This is a genomic window from Kitasatospora sp. NPDC059673 (genome assembly GCF_042734215.1).
Lineage (GTDB): Bacteria > Actinomycetota > Actinomycetes > Streptomycetales > Streptomycetaceae > Kitasatospora.
Map to the genome: position 1 here is coordinate 412,241 of NZ_JBHWEN010000002.1, position 15,604 is coordinate 427,844.

Genomic DNA, 15,604 nt, shown 5'->3' on the forward strand with positions numbered 1-15,604 from the left:
TGCTATGCGATCCCGAGCCGATTCCGCAGGCTGAGCGGCCGCATGTCCGTCCACACCTCTGCGATGTGCGCCAGGCAGGCTTCCTTGGAGCCACTGAAGCCGGCTTCGGACCATCCTGCGGGAATCGGTCGATCGGTCTGCCAGATCGAGTACTGCTCTTCCGCATTGATGACAACGTGGTAGTGGCGACCGTCGTCGGTCATTTCGCCTCCCGGCTCGCAGAATCGTACCGCACCACTATTCGATGCGGGGCGGAAAATCCGTCGATTATTTCTTTTCAGTGGCTGGTTCGCGGGGTGATGGGCGCCAGCTGCTCGATCCCGGCGCCGGCCGCGGCGGCGCGCGCCACCTGCTCGGCCAGCTCGGCCGGGGTGGCCCCGCCCATCAGGTCCTCCAGGCCGAGCCGGACGCCGAAGCGCTCGCCGATCCGCGTCTGCAGCTGGGCCGCGAGCAGGGAGTCGCCGCCCAGCTCGAAGAAGTCGTCGTCCGCGCCGACCCGCTCGACCGCGAGGAGTTCGGTGAACAGTTCGGCGAGCCCGACGGCGTGTTCACCCTCCGGCGCCCGGTACGGGCCCGCCGGGCGCCAGCGCTGCCAGCCCTGCGGTGGCAGGGCCAGCCGGTCGATCTTGTTGGAGGTGTTGACCGGCAGGCGGTCCAGCAGCACGTAGGCGACCGGGACCATGAAGTCCTGCAGGCGCTCGACCGCCCAGGCGCGCAGTTCACGCGGCTCGGCGCTGCCGTCGGTGACCAGGCAGGCGACCAGCTGGAGCGGCCCGGCCTCCTCCCGCGCGCCGACCACCGCGACCTGCCGGACGGCGGAGTGTCCGGCCAGGGCCCACTCGACCTCGCCCACCTCCACCCGGTGACCGCGGATCTTGACCACGTCGTCGATCCGGCCGTGGTGCTCCAGGATCCCGTCGGCGCGCAGCCGGCCCGCGTCGCCGCTGCGGTAGAGCCGGCTGCCGGGCTCGCCGAACGGGTTCGGCCGGAACCGGTCGGCGGTCGTCGCCGGGTCGCCGAGGTAGCCCAGGGACAGGGAGGGGGAGTCGACCCAGACCTCGCCGATGGCACCCGGTTCCACCGGGGTGAGGTCCTCCTCCAGCAGGTGCACGCCGACGCCGGGCAGCGGCTCGCCGACCGGCGGCGGGGCGGCCCGGTCCGCGGCGGTGGCGGTGGCCGGGGTGCGGCGGGTCTCCCAGGGGTGCAGCGAGTTGGCGATCTGGAAGGCCTCCAGCGAGCCGTAGGAGACCGCGACCTCGAACGGCAGGCCGGGTGGGGCCCAGCTGTTGAGCTTGTCGCCGCCCAGGGTCATCAGGCGCAGCGGGCCGTCCGCGGGCCACTCCAGGGCCTGCAGCGCCTCGCCGACCGGGGTGATGACGAAGGTCTGGGTGATCGCGTGGTCGAGCAGCCAGACCCGCAGGTCCACCGGGGAGGCGACCACGTCCGGTTCGCAGATGTGGATGCTCGCGCCGGCCCACAGCAGCATGCAGACCTCGTGGACGGCGATCCCGGCGCCGGCGGGGGCCAGCCAGGAGCCGCGGTCCGCCGCGGTGGTGCGGTTGACGGCGACGCCGCGCCGGACCCCTTCGGAGAGCCAACTGTGCTGCGCCAGAACGATCTTGGCCCGTCCGGAGGAGCCCGAGGTGTGCATGGCGAAGGCGAGGTCCTCGGGGCGCAGCTCCACGCCCGGGTTCTCCTCGTCCTCCGGGCCGGCCGCGAGGGTGTCGAGCAGGATCACCGGCGCGCCCTCGGGCGGGGTGCCGCCGTCGCGCCGGCCGGTCAGCACGGCCACCGGGCGGGCGGCCGCGATCGCCCGGGCGGTCCGCTCGGCGGGGGCCTTCGGGTCGAGCGACATGCACACCGCGCCGGCCTTGAGGACGCCGAGGACGGCGATCACCCACTCCGCGGAGCGGCCGAGGTGGACGCCGACCACCGAGCCGCGGCGCGCGCCGCGGCCGAGCAGTTCCCGGGCCACCCGGTTGGCCCGGGAGTTGAGCTCCCGGTAGCTGAGTTGTTCGCCGTCGCGCTCGATCGCGAGGGCGTCGGGTGTTGCCTTGGCGTGCTGTTCCACTGCCGCAGGTACGGTGCGGTCCACGTACGGTGCTCCCTCGGTGTTGCCTGGATGGACGGCCGGTCGGCGCCGGCCGTGCGGGTCGGGTCAGGCTCGGTCCTCGTCGTCCAGGGCCGCCAGCATGGCGTCGAGTTCGGCCTCCGAGAGGCCCTCGATCCAGTCCTCGCCGGCCACGGCCAGCCCGGTGTCGGCGCTCTGTTCCAGTTCGTCGAGGCCGTCGGCCATCGCCTGGAGCTCCGGCCGCAGGAAGAGCGTCTCCATCGGGACGACGACGCCCAGCGAGCGGTGGATCCTGGACACCAGCTGAACCACCATCAGCGAGTGCCCGCCCAGTTCGAAGAAGTTGTCCTCGCCGCCGATGCCGGTGACGCCGAGCAGTTCCTCCCAGATCGCGGCCAGCGCCAGGGCGGTCGGCCCGTGCGGCGGCTCGGAGGGCTCGCGCAGGCGGGTCTCCTGGCGCTGGAGTGCGGCGAGGGCGCGCTCGTCGAGCTTCCCGTTGCGGGTGAGCGGCAGTTCCTCCACCAGCAGCACGGTCGCCGGGACCATCCACTCCGGCAGGGTGCGCAGCAGTCCGCGGCGGATCTGGGTCGGGGTGGGGGCGGCGGCGCGGTCCGGGTCGGTGGCCGGTACCACGCAGGCGAGCAGGCTCTTGCCGCCGAGCCGGTCGTCGGTGACGAACACCGCGCCCTGGGCGACGCCGTCCAGGGCCAGCAGCGCGCTGCGGATCTCGCCGGTCTCCACCCGGTGACCGCGGATCTTGTGCTGCTGGTCGGCCCGGCCGAGGTACACCAGTTCGCCGTCGCGCCGGCGCACCGCGATGTCGCCGCTGCGGTACATCCGGGCGCCGGGTTCGGCGGTGAACGGGTCGGGGACCATCCGGGCGGCGGTGATCGCCGGCGCGGCCTGGTAGTACGACGCCACTCCGGCGCCGCCGACGTGGATCTCGCCCGGGATGCCGTCCGGCACCGGCTGGAGTTCCTCGTCCAGCAGGTACAGGGCGAGGTGGGCGAGCGGCCGGCCGATCGGCGAGGCGTACTGTCCGGCGTCGGCGGCGGTCACCGGGCGGAAGGTGACGTGGACGGTGGTCTCGGTGATGCCGTACATGTTGACCAGCTGCGGCGCCTGGTCGCCGTAGGTGTTCAGCCAGCCGGACAGGGTGGCCAGGTCGAGCCGTTCGCCGCCGAACACCACGTACCGCAGGGCGAGTTCGCGCCGCTCGGGGGCGGCCAGGGCGGCCAGCTGGGCGAACGCGGACGGGGTCTGGCTCAGCACGGTGACCCGCTCGTGCTCCAGCAGGTCGAGGAAGGCGTCGGGCGCCCTGGTGATCCAGTACGGGACCACCACCAGCCGGCCGCCGTGCAGCAGCGCGCCCCACAGTTCCCAGACCGAGAAGTCGAAGGCGTACGAGTGGAACATCGTCCAGACGTCGTCCTCGCCCAGCTCGAAGTCCCGGCGGGCGCCGTCGAACAGTGCCAGCACGTTGGCGTGCGAGACCACCACGCCCTTGGGGACGCCGGTGGATCCGGAGGTGTAGATCACGTAGGCCGGCGACTCGGGTGGCGTCGGCACGTCCACCGGGGCAACGGGGCCGGTGTCCTGCGGCCCGGCGTCCGCGTCGAGCGGGACGGCCCGCACCGGCCGGTCCGGGAGGCGGCCGGTCAGCGCCGGGGCGACCACCGCCACCGTCACCGCGCAGTCGGCGAACTGGACGGCGGTGCGCTCGGCCGGGTTGTCCGGGTCGATCGGCAGGTAGGCCGCGCCGCACTGGAGCACGGCGAGCACGGCCGCCGCCAGGTCGGTGGTGCGCTCCACCAGCAGGCCGACCACCGTACCGGGGCCGACCCCCTCCCCGCGCAGCCGGTGCGCCAACCGGTCGGCCCGCTCGGCGAGTTCGCGGTAGCTCAGGGAGCCCCGGTCGTCGCTGACGGCGACCGCGTCCGGCCGCCGCTCGGCCTGGGCCCGGAACGCGCCGTGCAGGGTGGTGGCGGCCCGGGGGGCGGCAGCGGCCGGCCCGGCGACGGCCTGCGCGGGGACGGCGGCCAGCGGGACGGCGGCGATCGGCAGGTCCGGCCGGGCGGTGCCCTCCGCCAGCAGCCGGGTCATCCAGCGGACGAAGTCGGCCACCGTGGTCTCGTCGAACAGCTCGTCGTCGTACGGGAAGTAGCCGACCACCGCCTCGCCCTCGCACCACAGCTCGGCCATCAGGTCGAAGTGCGTCGCCCCGCCGTCCAGGTCCGCGAACTCCGTCTCCAGGCCGGGCAGCGCGGGCACGGTGGGGGCGGAGTCGCGCAGGCTGAAGGAGGTCTGGAACACCGGGGTCACCCCGGGGGTCCGGGACGGCTGCAGCTCGCGCACCAGCATGTCGAAGGGCAGGTCCTGGTGGGCCAGCGCGGCGGTGAAGGCCTCCCGGGTGCGGACCACCAGCTCGCGCAGCGAGGGCCGGCCGTCCAGCCGGACCCGGACCGGCAGCCAGTTCAGGAAGTAGCCGACCATGCGCTGCAGTTCGGGCCGGGTGCGGCCGGCCACCGGCACGCCGACGACCAGGTCCTGACGGCGGGTCAGGCGCTCCAGCAGCGCGAAGTACGCCGCCAGGAAGGTGACGTGCAGGGTGGTGGAGCACTCCTTGGCGAGCGCGCGCATCGCGGTGACCAGCTCCGGCGGGAACTCCACCCGGTGGAAGCGGCCCTGGCTGGAGCGGATCGGCGGCCGGGGCCGGTCGGTGGGCAGTTCCAGGGTGCCGGGCAGGTCGGCGAGCCGGGTCCGCCAGTGGTCGAGCAGCTCGCCGAGGGCGTCGGCGTTCATCGTCCGGCGCTGCCAGTCGGCGAAGTCCGGGTAGTGCAGGTCGATCGCTTCGAGTTCGGCCGGGTGGCCCGTCTCGGCGGCGTAGCAGGCGCCCAGGTCGCCCAGCAGGATTCCCAGCGACCAGTAGTCGGAGACGATGTGGTGCTGAACGATCAGCAGCAGGTGCTCGGCCGGGCCGGTCCGGTACAGCGCGCAGCGCAGCAGTGGCCCGGTCCGCAGGTCGAAGGGCTCGGTGACGGCCTGCGCGGCGAGGCGGCGGGCCTCGGCCCGCGGGTCGGGCGCGGCGGTGCAGTCGGCCACCGGGAGCTCGATCGCCATCGTGTCCAGCACGATCTGCCGGGGCCCGTCCTGGGTGTCGGTGAAGACCGTCCGCAGCGCCTCGTGCCGGTCGGTCAGCCGGCGCAGTGCCCGGCGCAGTGCCTCGGTGTCCAGGTCGCCGGTGATCCGCAGGGCGATCGGGACGTGGAAGATCTCCCGGTGGGTGAGCAGCTCGTTCATGAACCAGAGCCGCTCCTGCTCGAAGGAGGCGGGTATCTCGGTGAGGTTCGCGGGCCGTCGCCGGACGCCCTCGGGTGCCTGTGGCGCGCCCTGCTCCATGATCTTCCGGACCAGCTCCCGCTGGGCCGGGCCGAGCGCCGCGAGCCGTTGCTCCAGCGGGTCTCCGGAGCGCGCCTGGTCCGCTTGCCCGGTCATTGCCTCTCCTTCCTGTGCCGATGGGGGTGCCTGAGGGTGCCCGTCGGGGGGTGCCGTCGGGCGGTGTCAGCGGGCGGTGAATCCGCCGTCGACGACCAGGGCGGAGCCGGTGGTGCCGGCCGACTCCCGGCCGGCCAGCCAGAGGCAGGCGGCCGACACCTCCTCGGCCGTCACCAGCCGGCCGATCGGGTGGTAGGAGGTGGAGCTGCGCTCGTAGTCGGCGAGCGAGGCGCCCATGCTGGCCGCGACCGCGGCGGTGGAGCGGGTGTCCAGCCGGTCCTCGGCGGCGACCGTGGTGGGGCAGACCGCGTTGACCCGGATGCCCGACCGGCCGTACTCGAGGGCCAGCGCCTTGGTCAGGCCGATCACGGCGTGCTTGGAGGCGACGTAGCTGGAGTACATCTCGTAGCCGACCAGCCCGCCGACCGAGGCGGTGTTGACGATCGACCCGCCGCCCTGTTCCACCATGACCGGCAGCACGGCCCGGCAGCAGCGCCAGGTGCCGTTCAGGTTGACGTCGACCACCAGGCTCCAGTCCTGCTCGCTGAGTTCGTGCGAGCGGACGCCGCCGGGGGCGAGCAGGCCGGCGTTGTTCAGCAGGATGTCGATCCGGTCGAACTCGGCGAGTCCGGCGGCGACCGCGGCGTCCACCGAGGCCTGGTCGCGGACGTCGGCGACGGCGGTGACGACCCGCGCGCCGAGCCGTCGGCATTCGGCGGCGGTCTCCTCCAGTTCCCGCCGGCCGGCCAGCGGGTAGGGCCCGTCCTCCCGGCAGCGGTCGACCAGCAGCAGGTCGGCCCCCTCCCTGGCGAACAGGAACGCGTGGGAGCGTCCGAGTCCGCGGGCCGCGCCCGTGATGGCCGCGACCTGTCCTTCAACCCGCATCTGTCTCCTCCTCAGGCCGATCCGGTGGCCAGCGCGACCGGGGTGCGCCCGCCGCCGGTACCGGGCCGCTTCAGCAGCGCACCGAGCCGTTCCAGCGCGGTGTCCAGTACGGCGGCCGAGCGGCACAGTTCGGCGATGGCGATGTGCTCGTCGCTGGTGTGGTCCAGGTGGGCGTCGCCGGGGCCGTAGGCGACCATCGGGGTGCCCCACTGCTCGACGACGTTCATGTCCGAGGTGCCGGCCTTGAGCTTCAGCGCCGGGTCGCCGCCGTGTGCCTTGATCGCGGCCCGCAGCGCCCGGGCGACGGTGTCGCTGGCCGGTCTGCGGACGGCGGGCACCCGTTCGTCGAAGCGGAACCTGCCGCCGGCGCTGTGCCGCGTCAGGTGCTCCTCGAAGGCGTCGAAGTCGAAGCCGGTGGGGACCCGGCAGGTCAGGAAGGCCTCGGCGGTGCCGAGGTCGCCGTGCAGGCTGACCACGGTGGCGGTGGCGGCGTCGAAGGCCACCGGGTCGGCGGCGCGGGACTGCGTGCGCAGGTAGGCCCGGACCTCGGCGCAGAAGGCGGCGGCGGTCTCCACCGCGGTCGGTTCGGGGCAGCTCGTGTGCATCGGCGGGCGGCTGACCTGGTACTCGATGCCGACCCGGCCCTTGTAGCCCAGGCAGATCCCGTCCCAGCCGCTCGGCTCGCCGATCACCACGGCGTCGGGCCGGGGCAGGGTGCGCAGCACGTGCCGGGCCCCCCGGGAGCCGGCCACCTCCTCGCCGACCGCGCCGACCACCACGGCCCGGACCGTCCTGGCGCGGGCGGCCGCGGCGATCATGGCCGCCATCGGGCCCTTGGCGTCGACCGCGCCGCGGCCGTACAGCAGGTCTCCGACCCGGCAGACCGGCACGGTGCCGGGGACGGTGTCGATGTGGCCGAGCAGCAGGACGGTGGGCGCGTCGCGGGGGCCGGCCGCGCCGTGCACGTTGCCCACCGCGTCGATCCGGGTGTCCATACCCAGGCGTGCCATCTGTTCGGCGAGGAAGGCGGCGAGCCGGCCCTCCTGCCCGGAGACCGAGGGGATCGACAGCATGCCCCGCAGCAGCGCCACGAGCTGGTCGGTGGGCGCGGTCATGCCGGTCTCCGTTCCGGGTCGGACGGGGTGGTGAAGACCGTGCCGCTCCCGCGCAGGGCCGCGCCGACCGGGCCCGGTACGGCCGCGGCGGCGATCACCACCCGCCGAACGCCCGCCTGCCTGGCCCTGGCCGCGGCGCGCACCTTGTGCCGCATCCGGCCGCCGGCCTCGGCCAGGGTGGGCGCCGCGCAGTCGATCTCGGGGATCACGCTGGCCGGGTCGGCCGGGTCGCGCAGCACGCCGGGCACGCCGGTGAGCAGGACCAGGGCGGCCGCGCCGAGCGCGCCCGCGAGCGCGGCGGCGGCCTGGTCGGAGTCCACGTTGAGCAGTCGGCCGCTCGGGTCGGCGGCCGGCGGGGACACCACCGGCACGATGCCCTCGCCGAGCAGGGCGCGCAGGACGGCCGGGCGCGCGCCGGTGATCCGGCCCGAGCGGTCGTCGCGGACCAGCAGGGTGCGGCCGTTCTCGACGCTGCGGACCGCCGGCCGCCGTTCGGCGGTGAGCAGGCCGCCGTCGGCGCCGGACAGGCCGGCCGCCAGCACCCCGCGCGAGCGCAGGCCCTGCACCAGGGCGGGCTTGACCCGGCCGAGCAGCGCCATGGCCAGCACGTCGAGCGCGTCCTCGTCGGTGCGCCTGCTGCGGGTGCCGTCCGGCGAGAGGAGGGTGCGCACCGGCCGGCCGAGCTGGCCCGCCAGCCGGTCCGCCTCGCCGCCGCCGCCGTGCACCACGACGACCGGGGTGGCGGCGGCGGTCAGCTCGGCGATCTCGTCCAGCAGCGGGTCGGCGGGCAGGCCGCCGCCGAGTTTCACCACCAGGATGTCGTCCATCGTCCGCGTCCCTCCGTTACACCGGGTGCAGGCCGGGGAAGTCCACCCCGGTCGTCTCGGCGAGTCCGGCGGCGGCGTTCAGGCTCTGCACGGCTCCGCCCGCGGCGCCCTTCACCAGGTTGTCGAGCGCCGCGACGACCACCACGCGCCGGCCGTCGGGATCGACGTCGAAGCCGATGTCGGTGAAGTTGCTGCCGGTCAGGAACTGCGGATCGGGCAGCCGGTGGACTCCGGTGCGGCGGGCGATCAGCCGGACGAAGGGCTCCTCGTCGTACCGGTGTCGGTAGGTCTCCCAGATCTCCGCCCGGGTGACCGGCCGCGGTGGCCGGACGTGCAGGATCACCTGGACGCCGCGGACCAGAGGCAGGGCGGTGACCGTCATCCGGACCCGGGTGCGGCAGAGCCGGGCGATCTCCTTCTCGTGCCGGTGCCCGGTGGCCTTGTAGACCCGCAGGGCGTGCTGGCGTTCCGGGTGGTGGCTCGCCTCGCTGGGGGTCGCGCCCGCGCCGCTGGAGCCGGTCCGGGCGTCCACCACCACGTCGCCCGCCACCAGGCCGGCCTCCGCCAGTGGCTTGAGGGCGAGGGCGGCCGCCGTGGCCATGCAGCCGGGGACGGCGATCCGGGTCGCGCCGGCCAGTTCGGCGCGGTACAGCTCGGGCAGCCCGGTGACGTAGCCGCCGCCCTCGGTGCCGTCCGGTTCGCGGTGGTCCTGGCCGAGGTCGACCAGGGTGGGCGCGAGGTCGGCGAGCCGGGCGGCGAGCTTGCTGCTCTCGCCCTTGGGCAGGGCGGTGAACAGCACGTCGACGGGTTCCAGCCGGTCGGGTTCGGTGAACCGCAGGGTGCGGTGGTGACGGAGGTTGGGGTGGACGACGCCGAGCGGGCTTCCGGCGTGCCGACGGGACGTCGCCTGCACCAGCTCCAGCTCGGGGTGGCCGAGGGCCAGACGTACCAGCTCGCCGCCGACGTAGCCGGCGGCGCCGATGACCGACACCTTCATGGGTTCCTGTCCAACACGTAGTCGATCATCAGGTCGGCGATGGAGAGGCCTGGGTGGGCCTCGGCCAGGCCGTGGAACTCGACGCCGCCGTTGACCTCGACCACCAGCCTGCGGCCGGCCCGGGTCTCCAGCAGGTCCACCCCGAGGATGCCGCCGCCCACGGCCTTGGCGGCGCGTTCGGCGAGTGCGGCCAGTTCGGGGTCGAGCGGGCACGCGGTGGCCCGCGCGCCCCTGGCGGTGTTGCGCACCCAGTGCTCGCCGGTGCGCTCGATCGCCGCGACCGCCTGCCCGCCGACGACCAGCACCCGCAGGTCCCGGCCGTGAACGAACTCCTGCGCGTAGCCGAGCTTCTGGACCGGCGAGCTCAGCTGCTCGCGCAGCGTGAAGACGGCATCGACCGCGTCCGGCCCGTCGACCCGGGCGATCCCCCGGCCCCAGGAGCCGACCACGGGCTTCACCACGGCGGGCAGGCCGACCTGCTCGACCGCGAGGGCGCCCGCCGCCGGATCGAGTGCGACCGCGGTGGCCGGCACCTCGACGCCCGCGAGGTGCAGCGCGCTGGTACAGGCGATCTTGTTGTCGCACAGGTCGAGGGTGGCGGTGGAGTTGACCACCGGGATTCCCGCCGTCTCGCAATACCGGCTGGCCTCCAGCCTGCGGGTGGCGGACAGGGCCCGGTTGAGCACCACCCGCCACGCGGGCGGCGGCTCGCCGATCCGGTAGACCAGGGTGCGGTCGTCGACGTGCAGGTACGGAATCGATCTCCGCCGCAGCGCCTCGACCAGCTGACGTTCCTCGATGCGAATTCTCGTGGCAATCAGTACGAGCGGATCCGTTGACCGCAAACTGGCCCCCCTGAATGAACGCCTGCTTACGAACGAAGGGCCTGCCTACTCGCCCCAGTCCTCTTCGATTTCCGGGGCGAGCGCAAGAATCAGGGGGTTCGCGGATACCACCTCGAGGGCGGTCGAACAATCCGCACAATCAATGATTTCGGCGACCATAACGCCGTCTTCGACAGTGACCGGGGAACTGCACTCCGGGCACTTGTCCAGCAACTCGGCCATATCGCTTCCCCCAACTGTCCCGTTCCCCAACACCCGGCAACGAAACGTGATTTGACGATCATGTGCAGTGCAACGGACTGCGCCAGTAGAGCATCTGATCCACAGTCAGTCAAGGCTCTCCCCAGCACGTGGCAAGCCTTGCGCCGCACGGACCGGCTCGTCTAGCATCCGGGCTCAGCGCCATGGCACGCCGGATACTCCACTTGAATCGACGAGAGTCAAGCAGTGAGCCAAATTCTGCCGGACGAAACCATCCGAACCCACAGCATGACGGCCGTCGACCTGGGACCGCTTCTCAACAATACGGCCCTCACCGACGAGCAGACTTTGCACAACGGCCGGCTGAACATTTGGGGGAACAGCTTGCCCGCGGAAACCGTCCCCGCTGAACGATTCACGGTGGGCGGGGTTCCTTTCAGCACCCCCCGGCGCTCCCCGGCCGGAGCGGACAACGTCCGCTGCGAGGGGCAGCTGCTGCCGCTCCCGGAGGTCACCGCGGACTGGCTGCACCTGCTCGCCACCGCCGAACGCCGCTGCGAGGAGATCGCGCACGTCCACTACGCCGGCGGGGCGGTGGACCCGGAGTGGATCCGGGTCTCCGACTTCTGGCCCGCCCGCCCCCGCTTCGGCGAGCAGCTGGCGGCCCGCTCCGGCGCGATGCACTATCCGCATCACCGCCAGGGCAACCTGGGCGGCCAGCTGTGGGCACTGCGGGTCCCGGTGACCCGGCGCGCACCGCTGCGCGCCCTGCGGCTGCCCGCCAACCCGGCGCTGCACCTGTTCGCCCTCACCGTGGAGACCGTCCGGTGAGCGCGCCCGCGCCGGGTTCCCTGGTCCCCTGGTACGACGATCTGTGCAGCTGCCTCCAGATGGACATCGGCTACGTCCTGATGTCGGTCGGCTGGGATCCCGTCCGCGCACTGGCCTCCGGCTGGCGTTTCACCGCGCCCACCGGGCCGGTCGAGTCGGTCGAGTACTACCATCCGGCCGGCGAACGGCTCGGCGAGCAGTTCTGTCTCTACCACCCGGTCGAGCTCCGCTGGCACCGGCCCGCCGACGCCGCGTCCGCGCACCGGGCGGTGCTGGACGCGCTGGCCGACGGCATCCTGCCGATCGTCGCGGTGAACAACTACCACCTGCCGTTCCGGCCCGCGTACCACGACGTGCACGCCGCCCACCTGCTGGTGGTCACCGGCTACGACCCGCGGCGCGAGGTCTACCGGATCGCCGACCCGATGCCGCCCGCCTACCGTGGCGAGCTGCCCCGGGCGGTCCTCGAACTGGCCCGGCAGGCCCTGGCCGTGGACGACGAGAGCGACCCGTTCTTCGCGGGCAGCTCCCCGGCGCTGCGCTGGCTGGAGGTGCGCCCCACCGGCCCCCAACCCGAGCTCACCGAAGCATGGGTGGAGCACACGCTGCGGGAGAACCTGGCCGCCATGCGGGCCCCCGGCGACCGCTCCGGCCCGGCGGCCCTCGACCGGATGCTGAACGAACTGCCCAAGCGCGCGGCGGAGTTCGGGCCGTCCGCGCTCCAGGAGTACTACGTGCTCGGCTGGCCCGCCCAGGCGGAGGCCGCGCTGCACGCCACCTTCCTGGCCGACGCCGCCGCCCGGCTGGAGCGGCCCGACCTGGCCGAGGCCGCCCGCTGGGTGGACCTGGTCGCCCACAGCTGGACCGGACTGCGCGTCAGCGCCGCCCACGCGGCGCTCGGTGCCGGACCGAGCACCACACACGTCATCGACCAGGGAAGGAAGCTGCTGGTGCACTGGGAGCAGAGCCTGCAACGGCTGGAGAGCGTCGTCCAGGAGGCGCGATGAGCCGCCTCGCGATGCTGGGCGGGACCCCCGCCGTACCCGCCGGCTCCACCGACCCCGCCGCCACCGACTGGCCGGTCGTCACGGAGGCGGAGGAGGCGGCCGTGCTGCGGGTGCTGCGCAGCGGCCGGCTCACCGCGACCGCCGCGGGCGAGCCCGAGATCGTGGCCCTGGAACGCGAGTGGGCCGAGTACGCGGGCGTGGCGCACTGCGTCGCGGTGGGCTCGGGCACCGCGGCGCTACAGGTCGCGCTGGCCGCGGCCGGCGTCCGCCCCGGCGACCGGGTGGTGGTGCCGGCCCTGACCATGAACGCCACCGCGCACGCCGTCCGCCAGTGCGGCGCCGAACCGGTCTTCGCCGACATCGACCCCGACACCTACACCCTCGACCCGACCCGGGTGCCGGAGGCACTCACCGCACGCACCACGGCCCTGCTCCCCGTCCACCTGCACGGCCTTCCGGCCGACCTGGACGCGCTGCGCTCCGCCGCACCCGGCCTGGCGGTCGTCGAGGACGCCGCCCAGGCACACGGCGCGAGCTACCGCGGCCGGGCGGCCGGAGCGCTCGGCCTGGCCGGCTGCTTCAGCCTGCACCCCAGCAAGAACCTGCCCACCTGCGGCGAGGGCGGCCTGATCACCACCGACTCGGACGAGGTGCACCGGGCCGCACTGGCCCTGCGGAACTTCGGCGAGCGTCCGCCGGTGCGCACCCGCAGCTATATCGCCCACGGGCCCGGCGGCAACGCCCGGCTCGGCCCGGTGCAGGCCGCGTTCACCCGCTGCCAGCTGGAGCGGCTGCCGGAGCAGACCAAGGAACGCGACCGGGTGGTCGGCGCGTTCCTGGGCCGGCTGGCCGAACTGCCGGGCCTGCGGGTGCCGGTGGTGCCGGCCGACCGGACCCACGCCTGGCACATCCTGCGGCTGCGTCTGGTCCCGGCAAAGCTCGGCCTGCCCGGCGTCGCGCCCGCCGCCGTCCGGCGGGTGCTGCACCGGGCGCTGCGCGCCGAGGGCGTGCCGCTGTCGCAGTACCAGGTCGCGCCGCTTCCGGCCCACCCGGCCTTCCGGCCGGCCGGGCTGAGCGTGGACGAGATCGCCGAGCGCTTCCCGGTGGCCGGCGCCACCGTCGACGGCACCCTCTGCTTGCAACGCCGCCAGCTCAACCCGGCCGCCGGGCCGGTGCTCCAGGCCTACGCGCGCGGCTTCGAGAAGGTCTGGGAGCACCTGCCGGTGATCCGTGACATGGTCCGCGCCCAGCCCTCGGACGACTGGCGCCGGGCGCTGGCCGGGGAGGCCCGGTGAACGCCGCGGCGGAACTGGCCCGTCAACTGCGCCGCGACATCGTCGAAATGGCGGCCGGCCCGCAGGGGGCGCACCTGGGCGGAAGCCTGTCCTGCGCCGACGTGCTGGCCGTGCTGTACGGCGAGGTGCTCGGCGAGCGGGACGCCTTCGTGCTCGGCAAGGGCCACGCCGCGCCCGCCCTGTACGCCGCGCTGGCCGCCACCGGCCGGATCGACCGGGCCGAGCTGGCCCACTACGCCACCCCCGGCAGCCGGCTGTTCGGGCACCCGCCGCGCGGCCTGCCGGGCGTGGAGTTCCCGACCGGCTCGCTCGGGCACGGGCTGAGCCTGGGCATCGGGCTGGCCCTGGCCGAGCAGCTCACCGGCGGCGACGGCCGGGTGTACGTGCTGCTCGGCGACGGCGAACTCCAGGAGGGCTCGGTGTGGGAGGCGGCGATGTACGCCGGACACCGCCGCCCGCCCGGCCTGGTCGCGGTGGTGGACCGCAACGGCCTCCAGCTGACCGGCGACACCGAGGACACCGTCGGGCTGGAGCCGCTGGACGCCCGCTTCGAGGCCTTCGGCTGGGAGGTGCGGCCGGTGGACGGCCACGACCTGGACACCCTGCGGACCGCCCTGACCACGCCGGCCGACCGCCCGGTGATGGTGCTCGCCCGGACCGTCAAGGGCAAGGGCGTGCCCTTCCTCCAAGGCCGCACGTCGAGCCACTACGTCACGCTCCGGCCGGAGCTGCTGAAGCGCGCGCTGGCCGCGCTGGACGCCCGGAGGCCCGCATGAGCAGCCCGGCCGACACCCGCGCTCCCCGGGAGGCGTACCGGGAGGCGCTGCTCTCCCTGGCCGCCGAGGACGAGCGGATCGTGTGCCTGGACTCCGACACCGGCGGCCTGGAGAACTCCTTCGGCGCCCGGTTCCCGGAGCGCTACCTCAACATCGGCATCGCCGAGGCCAACATGTTCGGCATCGCCGCCGGCCTGGCGGCCCGCGGCCTGCGGCCCTACGTGCACACCATGGCGTGCTTCGCCACCCTGCGCGCGGCCGAGCAGCTGAAGCTGGACATCGTCGGCAACGGCCTGCCGGTCCGGGTGGTGGCGACCCATGCGGGCCTGTCGGCCACCCACTTCGGCACCACCCACTACGGCCTGGAGGACCTCGCGGTGGCGCGGGCACTGATGGACCTGACCATCGTGGTGCCCGCCGACGCCGCCGAGATCGGCCCGGCCGTCGGCGCGCTGCACAACCTGCCCGGCCCGTCCTATCTCCGCCTCGGCCGCTCCGCGACCGCGCCGGTGCACGCCGGGCCGCCCGCCTTCGAGCTGGGCCGGGCGGTGACCCTGCGGCCCGGCACGGACGTGACGCTGCTCGCGGCCGGCCCGCTGCCGGTCCTGCTGGCGCAGGAGGCGGCGAGCGCGCTGCAAGCCGACCGGGTGGACTGCCGGGTGGTGCAGATCCACACCCTCGACCCGCTGGACGAGGCCGCCGTGACGGACGCCGCCCGCACCACCGGCGGGCTGGTGACCATCGAGGAGCACCGCCCGCACGGCGGGCTCGGCGACGCGGTCGCCGAGGTGCTCGGGGCCCACTGCCCGGCACCGCACCTGCGGGTCGCCGTGCGCGGGCCGGTGGGCCGGGTGGTCCGCAGCCACCGGGACGCCCTCGCCGAGGCCGGCGTCAGCGCCGAGGCGGTCCGCCGGGCCGCCCTTCGGGTCCTCGACAACCGCCCGTCCTGAGACAACCGCACTCCGAGACCACCGCACTCCGAGACAACCGCACATTTGAAGGGGGAGCAATGCCGGAGGGAACCAGCGCACGGATAGCCCGGCTGTACGGGCAGGTGCTGGACGTCGACCGGGTGTCCGGCGACGACGACTTCTTCGTACTGGGCGGCAATTCGCTGACGGCGATGGAACTGCTCGACGCCATCGACGCCGAGCTCGGGATCCGGCTGCCGCCCCGGGTCCTGTACCGGGCGACCGCCGTGGCCGACCTCGCCCGTGAGGTGGACGCCCTGCTCGCGCGACCCGACCAAGGAGCCTGAC

The 15,604-nt window shown here is 74.2% G+C and carries 15 protein-coding genes; 6 read left to right on the forward strand and 9 right to left on the reverse strand.

The features are described from left to right. Nucleotides 1–2: 2 nt before the first annotated feature. From ACFV18_RS04205 to ACFV18_RS04245, 9 genes are all read right to left on the reverse strand, one after another. Nucleotides 3–203, reverse strand: coding sequence for an MbtH family protein (locus ACFV18_RS04205; protein WP_380478987.1), 201 nt, complete (start codon nt 201–203; stop codon nt 3–5). A gap of 74 nt (nt 204–277) precedes the next feature. Continuing rightward, a complete protein-coding gene (locus ACFV18_RS04210) occupies nt 278–2,095 on the reverse strand; it encodes a non-ribosomal peptide synthetase (RefSeq protein WP_380478989.1) in 1,818 nt (605 codons plus the stop codon). Between the two features lie 63 nt (nt 2,096–2,158). Next, the gene (locus ACFV18_RS04215) at nt 2,159–5,566 is read right to left on the reverse strand and encodes an amino acid adenylation domain-containing protein (RefSeq protein ID WP_380478991.1); all 3,408 of its coding nucleotides are present in this window, start codon (nt 5,564–5,566) and stop codon (nt 2,159–2,161) included. A 66-nt stretch (nt 5,567–5,632) separates the two neighbouring features. Then, entirely contained in the window at nt 5,633–6,451 is an 819-nt protein-coding gene (locus tag ACFV18_RS04220; protein WP_380478993.1) for an SDR family oxidoreductase, read from the reverse strand. Nucleotides 6,452–6,462: 11 nt separating this feature from the next. Continuing rightward, a complete protein-coding gene (locus ACFV18_RS04225; protein WP_380478995.1) occupies nt 6,463–7,566 on the reverse strand; it encodes a [LysW]-lysine hydrolase in 1,104 nt (367 codons plus the stop codon). Beyond that, entirely contained in the window at nt 7,563–8,393 is an 831-nt protein-coding gene (locus tag ACFV18_RS04230; protein ID WP_380478997.1) for a [LysW]-aminoadipate kinase, read from the reverse strand. Before ACFV18_RS04230 ends, ACFV18_RS04225 begins: the two co-directional genes overlap by 4 nt. A 16-nt stretch (nt 8,394–8,409) precedes the next feature. Next, nucleotides 8,410–9,390 carry an N-acetyl-gamma-glutamyl-phosphate reductase gene (argC, locus tag ACFV18_RS04235; RefSeq protein WP_380478999.1) on the reverse strand — a complete coding sequence of 327 codons (981 nt, stop codon included), beginning with the start codon at nt 9,388–9,390 and terminating at the stop codon, nt 8,410–8,412. Further along, nucleotides 9,387–10,235 (reverse strand): RimK family alpha-L-glutamate ligase, encoded by an 849-nt coding sequence (locus tag ACFV18_RS04240; RefSeq protein WP_380479001.1) that lies wholly within the window; start codon nt 10,233–10,235, stop codon nt 9,387–9,389. The genes argC and ACFV18_RS04240 overlap by 4 nt, the downstream gene beginning before the upstream one ends. 45 nt (nt 10,236–10,280) lie before the next feature. Next, nucleotides 10,281–10,457 (reverse strand): lysine biosynthesis protein LysW, encoded by a 177-nt coding sequence (locus ACFV18_RS04245; RefSeq protein ID WP_380479003.1) that lies wholly within the window; start codon nt 10,455–10,457, stop codon nt 10,281–10,283. Nucleotides 10,458–10,856: 399 nt separating this feature from the next. Here ACFV18_RS04245 and ACFV18_RS04250 point away from each other — a divergent pair, with 399 nt between their 5' ends. Genes ACFV18_RS04250 through ACFV18_RS04275 form a run of 6 tightly spaced genes read left to right on the forward strand, consistent with a single transcriptional unit; the run spans nt 10,857 to nt 15,603 of the window. Next, nucleotides 10,857–11,267, forward strand: coding sequence for a hypothetical protein (locus tag ACFV18_RS04250; protein WP_380479004.1), 411 nt, complete (start codon nt 10,857–10,859; stop codon nt 11,265–11,267). Then, nucleotides 11,264–12,274: a BtrH N-terminal domain-containing protein gene (locus ACFV18_RS04255; RefSeq protein WP_380479006.1), complete on the forward strand. Its 1,011-nt coding sequence runs from the start codon at nt 11,264–11,266 to the stop codon at nt 12,272–12,274. The genes ACFV18_RS04250 and ACFV18_RS04255 overlap by 4 nt, the downstream gene beginning before the upstream one ends. Next, the gene (locus ACFV18_RS04260; protein ID WP_380479008.1) at nt 12,271–13,569 is read left to right on the forward strand and encodes a DegT/DnrJ/EryC1/StrS family aminotransferase; all 1,299 of its coding nucleotides are present in this window, start codon (nt 12,271–12,273) and stop codon (nt 13,567–13,569) included. Before ACFV18_RS04255 ends, ACFV18_RS04260 begins: the two co-directional genes overlap by 4 nt. After that, the gene (locus ACFV18_RS04265) at nt 13,566–14,345 is read left to right on the forward strand and encodes a transketolase (protein ID WP_380479010.1); all 780 of its coding nucleotides are present in this window, start codon (nt 13,566–13,568) and stop codon (nt 14,343–14,345) included. The genes ACFV18_RS04260 and ACFV18_RS04265 overlap by 4 nt, the downstream gene beginning before the upstream one ends. Beyond that, entirely contained in the window at nt 14,342–15,295 is a 954-nt protein-coding gene (locus ACFV18_RS04270) for a transketolase family protein (protein ID WP_380479012.1), read from the forward strand. Before ACFV18_RS04265 ends, ACFV18_RS04270 begins: the two co-directional genes overlap by 4 nt. A 59-nt stretch (nt 15,296–15,354) precedes the next feature. Beyond that, nucleotides 15,355–15,603: a phosphopantetheine-binding protein gene (locus ACFV18_RS04275; RefSeq protein ID WP_380479014.1), complete on the forward strand. Its 249-nt coding sequence runs from the start codon at nt 15,355–15,357 to the stop codon at nt 15,601–15,603. The last annotated feature ends 1 nt before the right edge of the window (nt 15,604 follow it).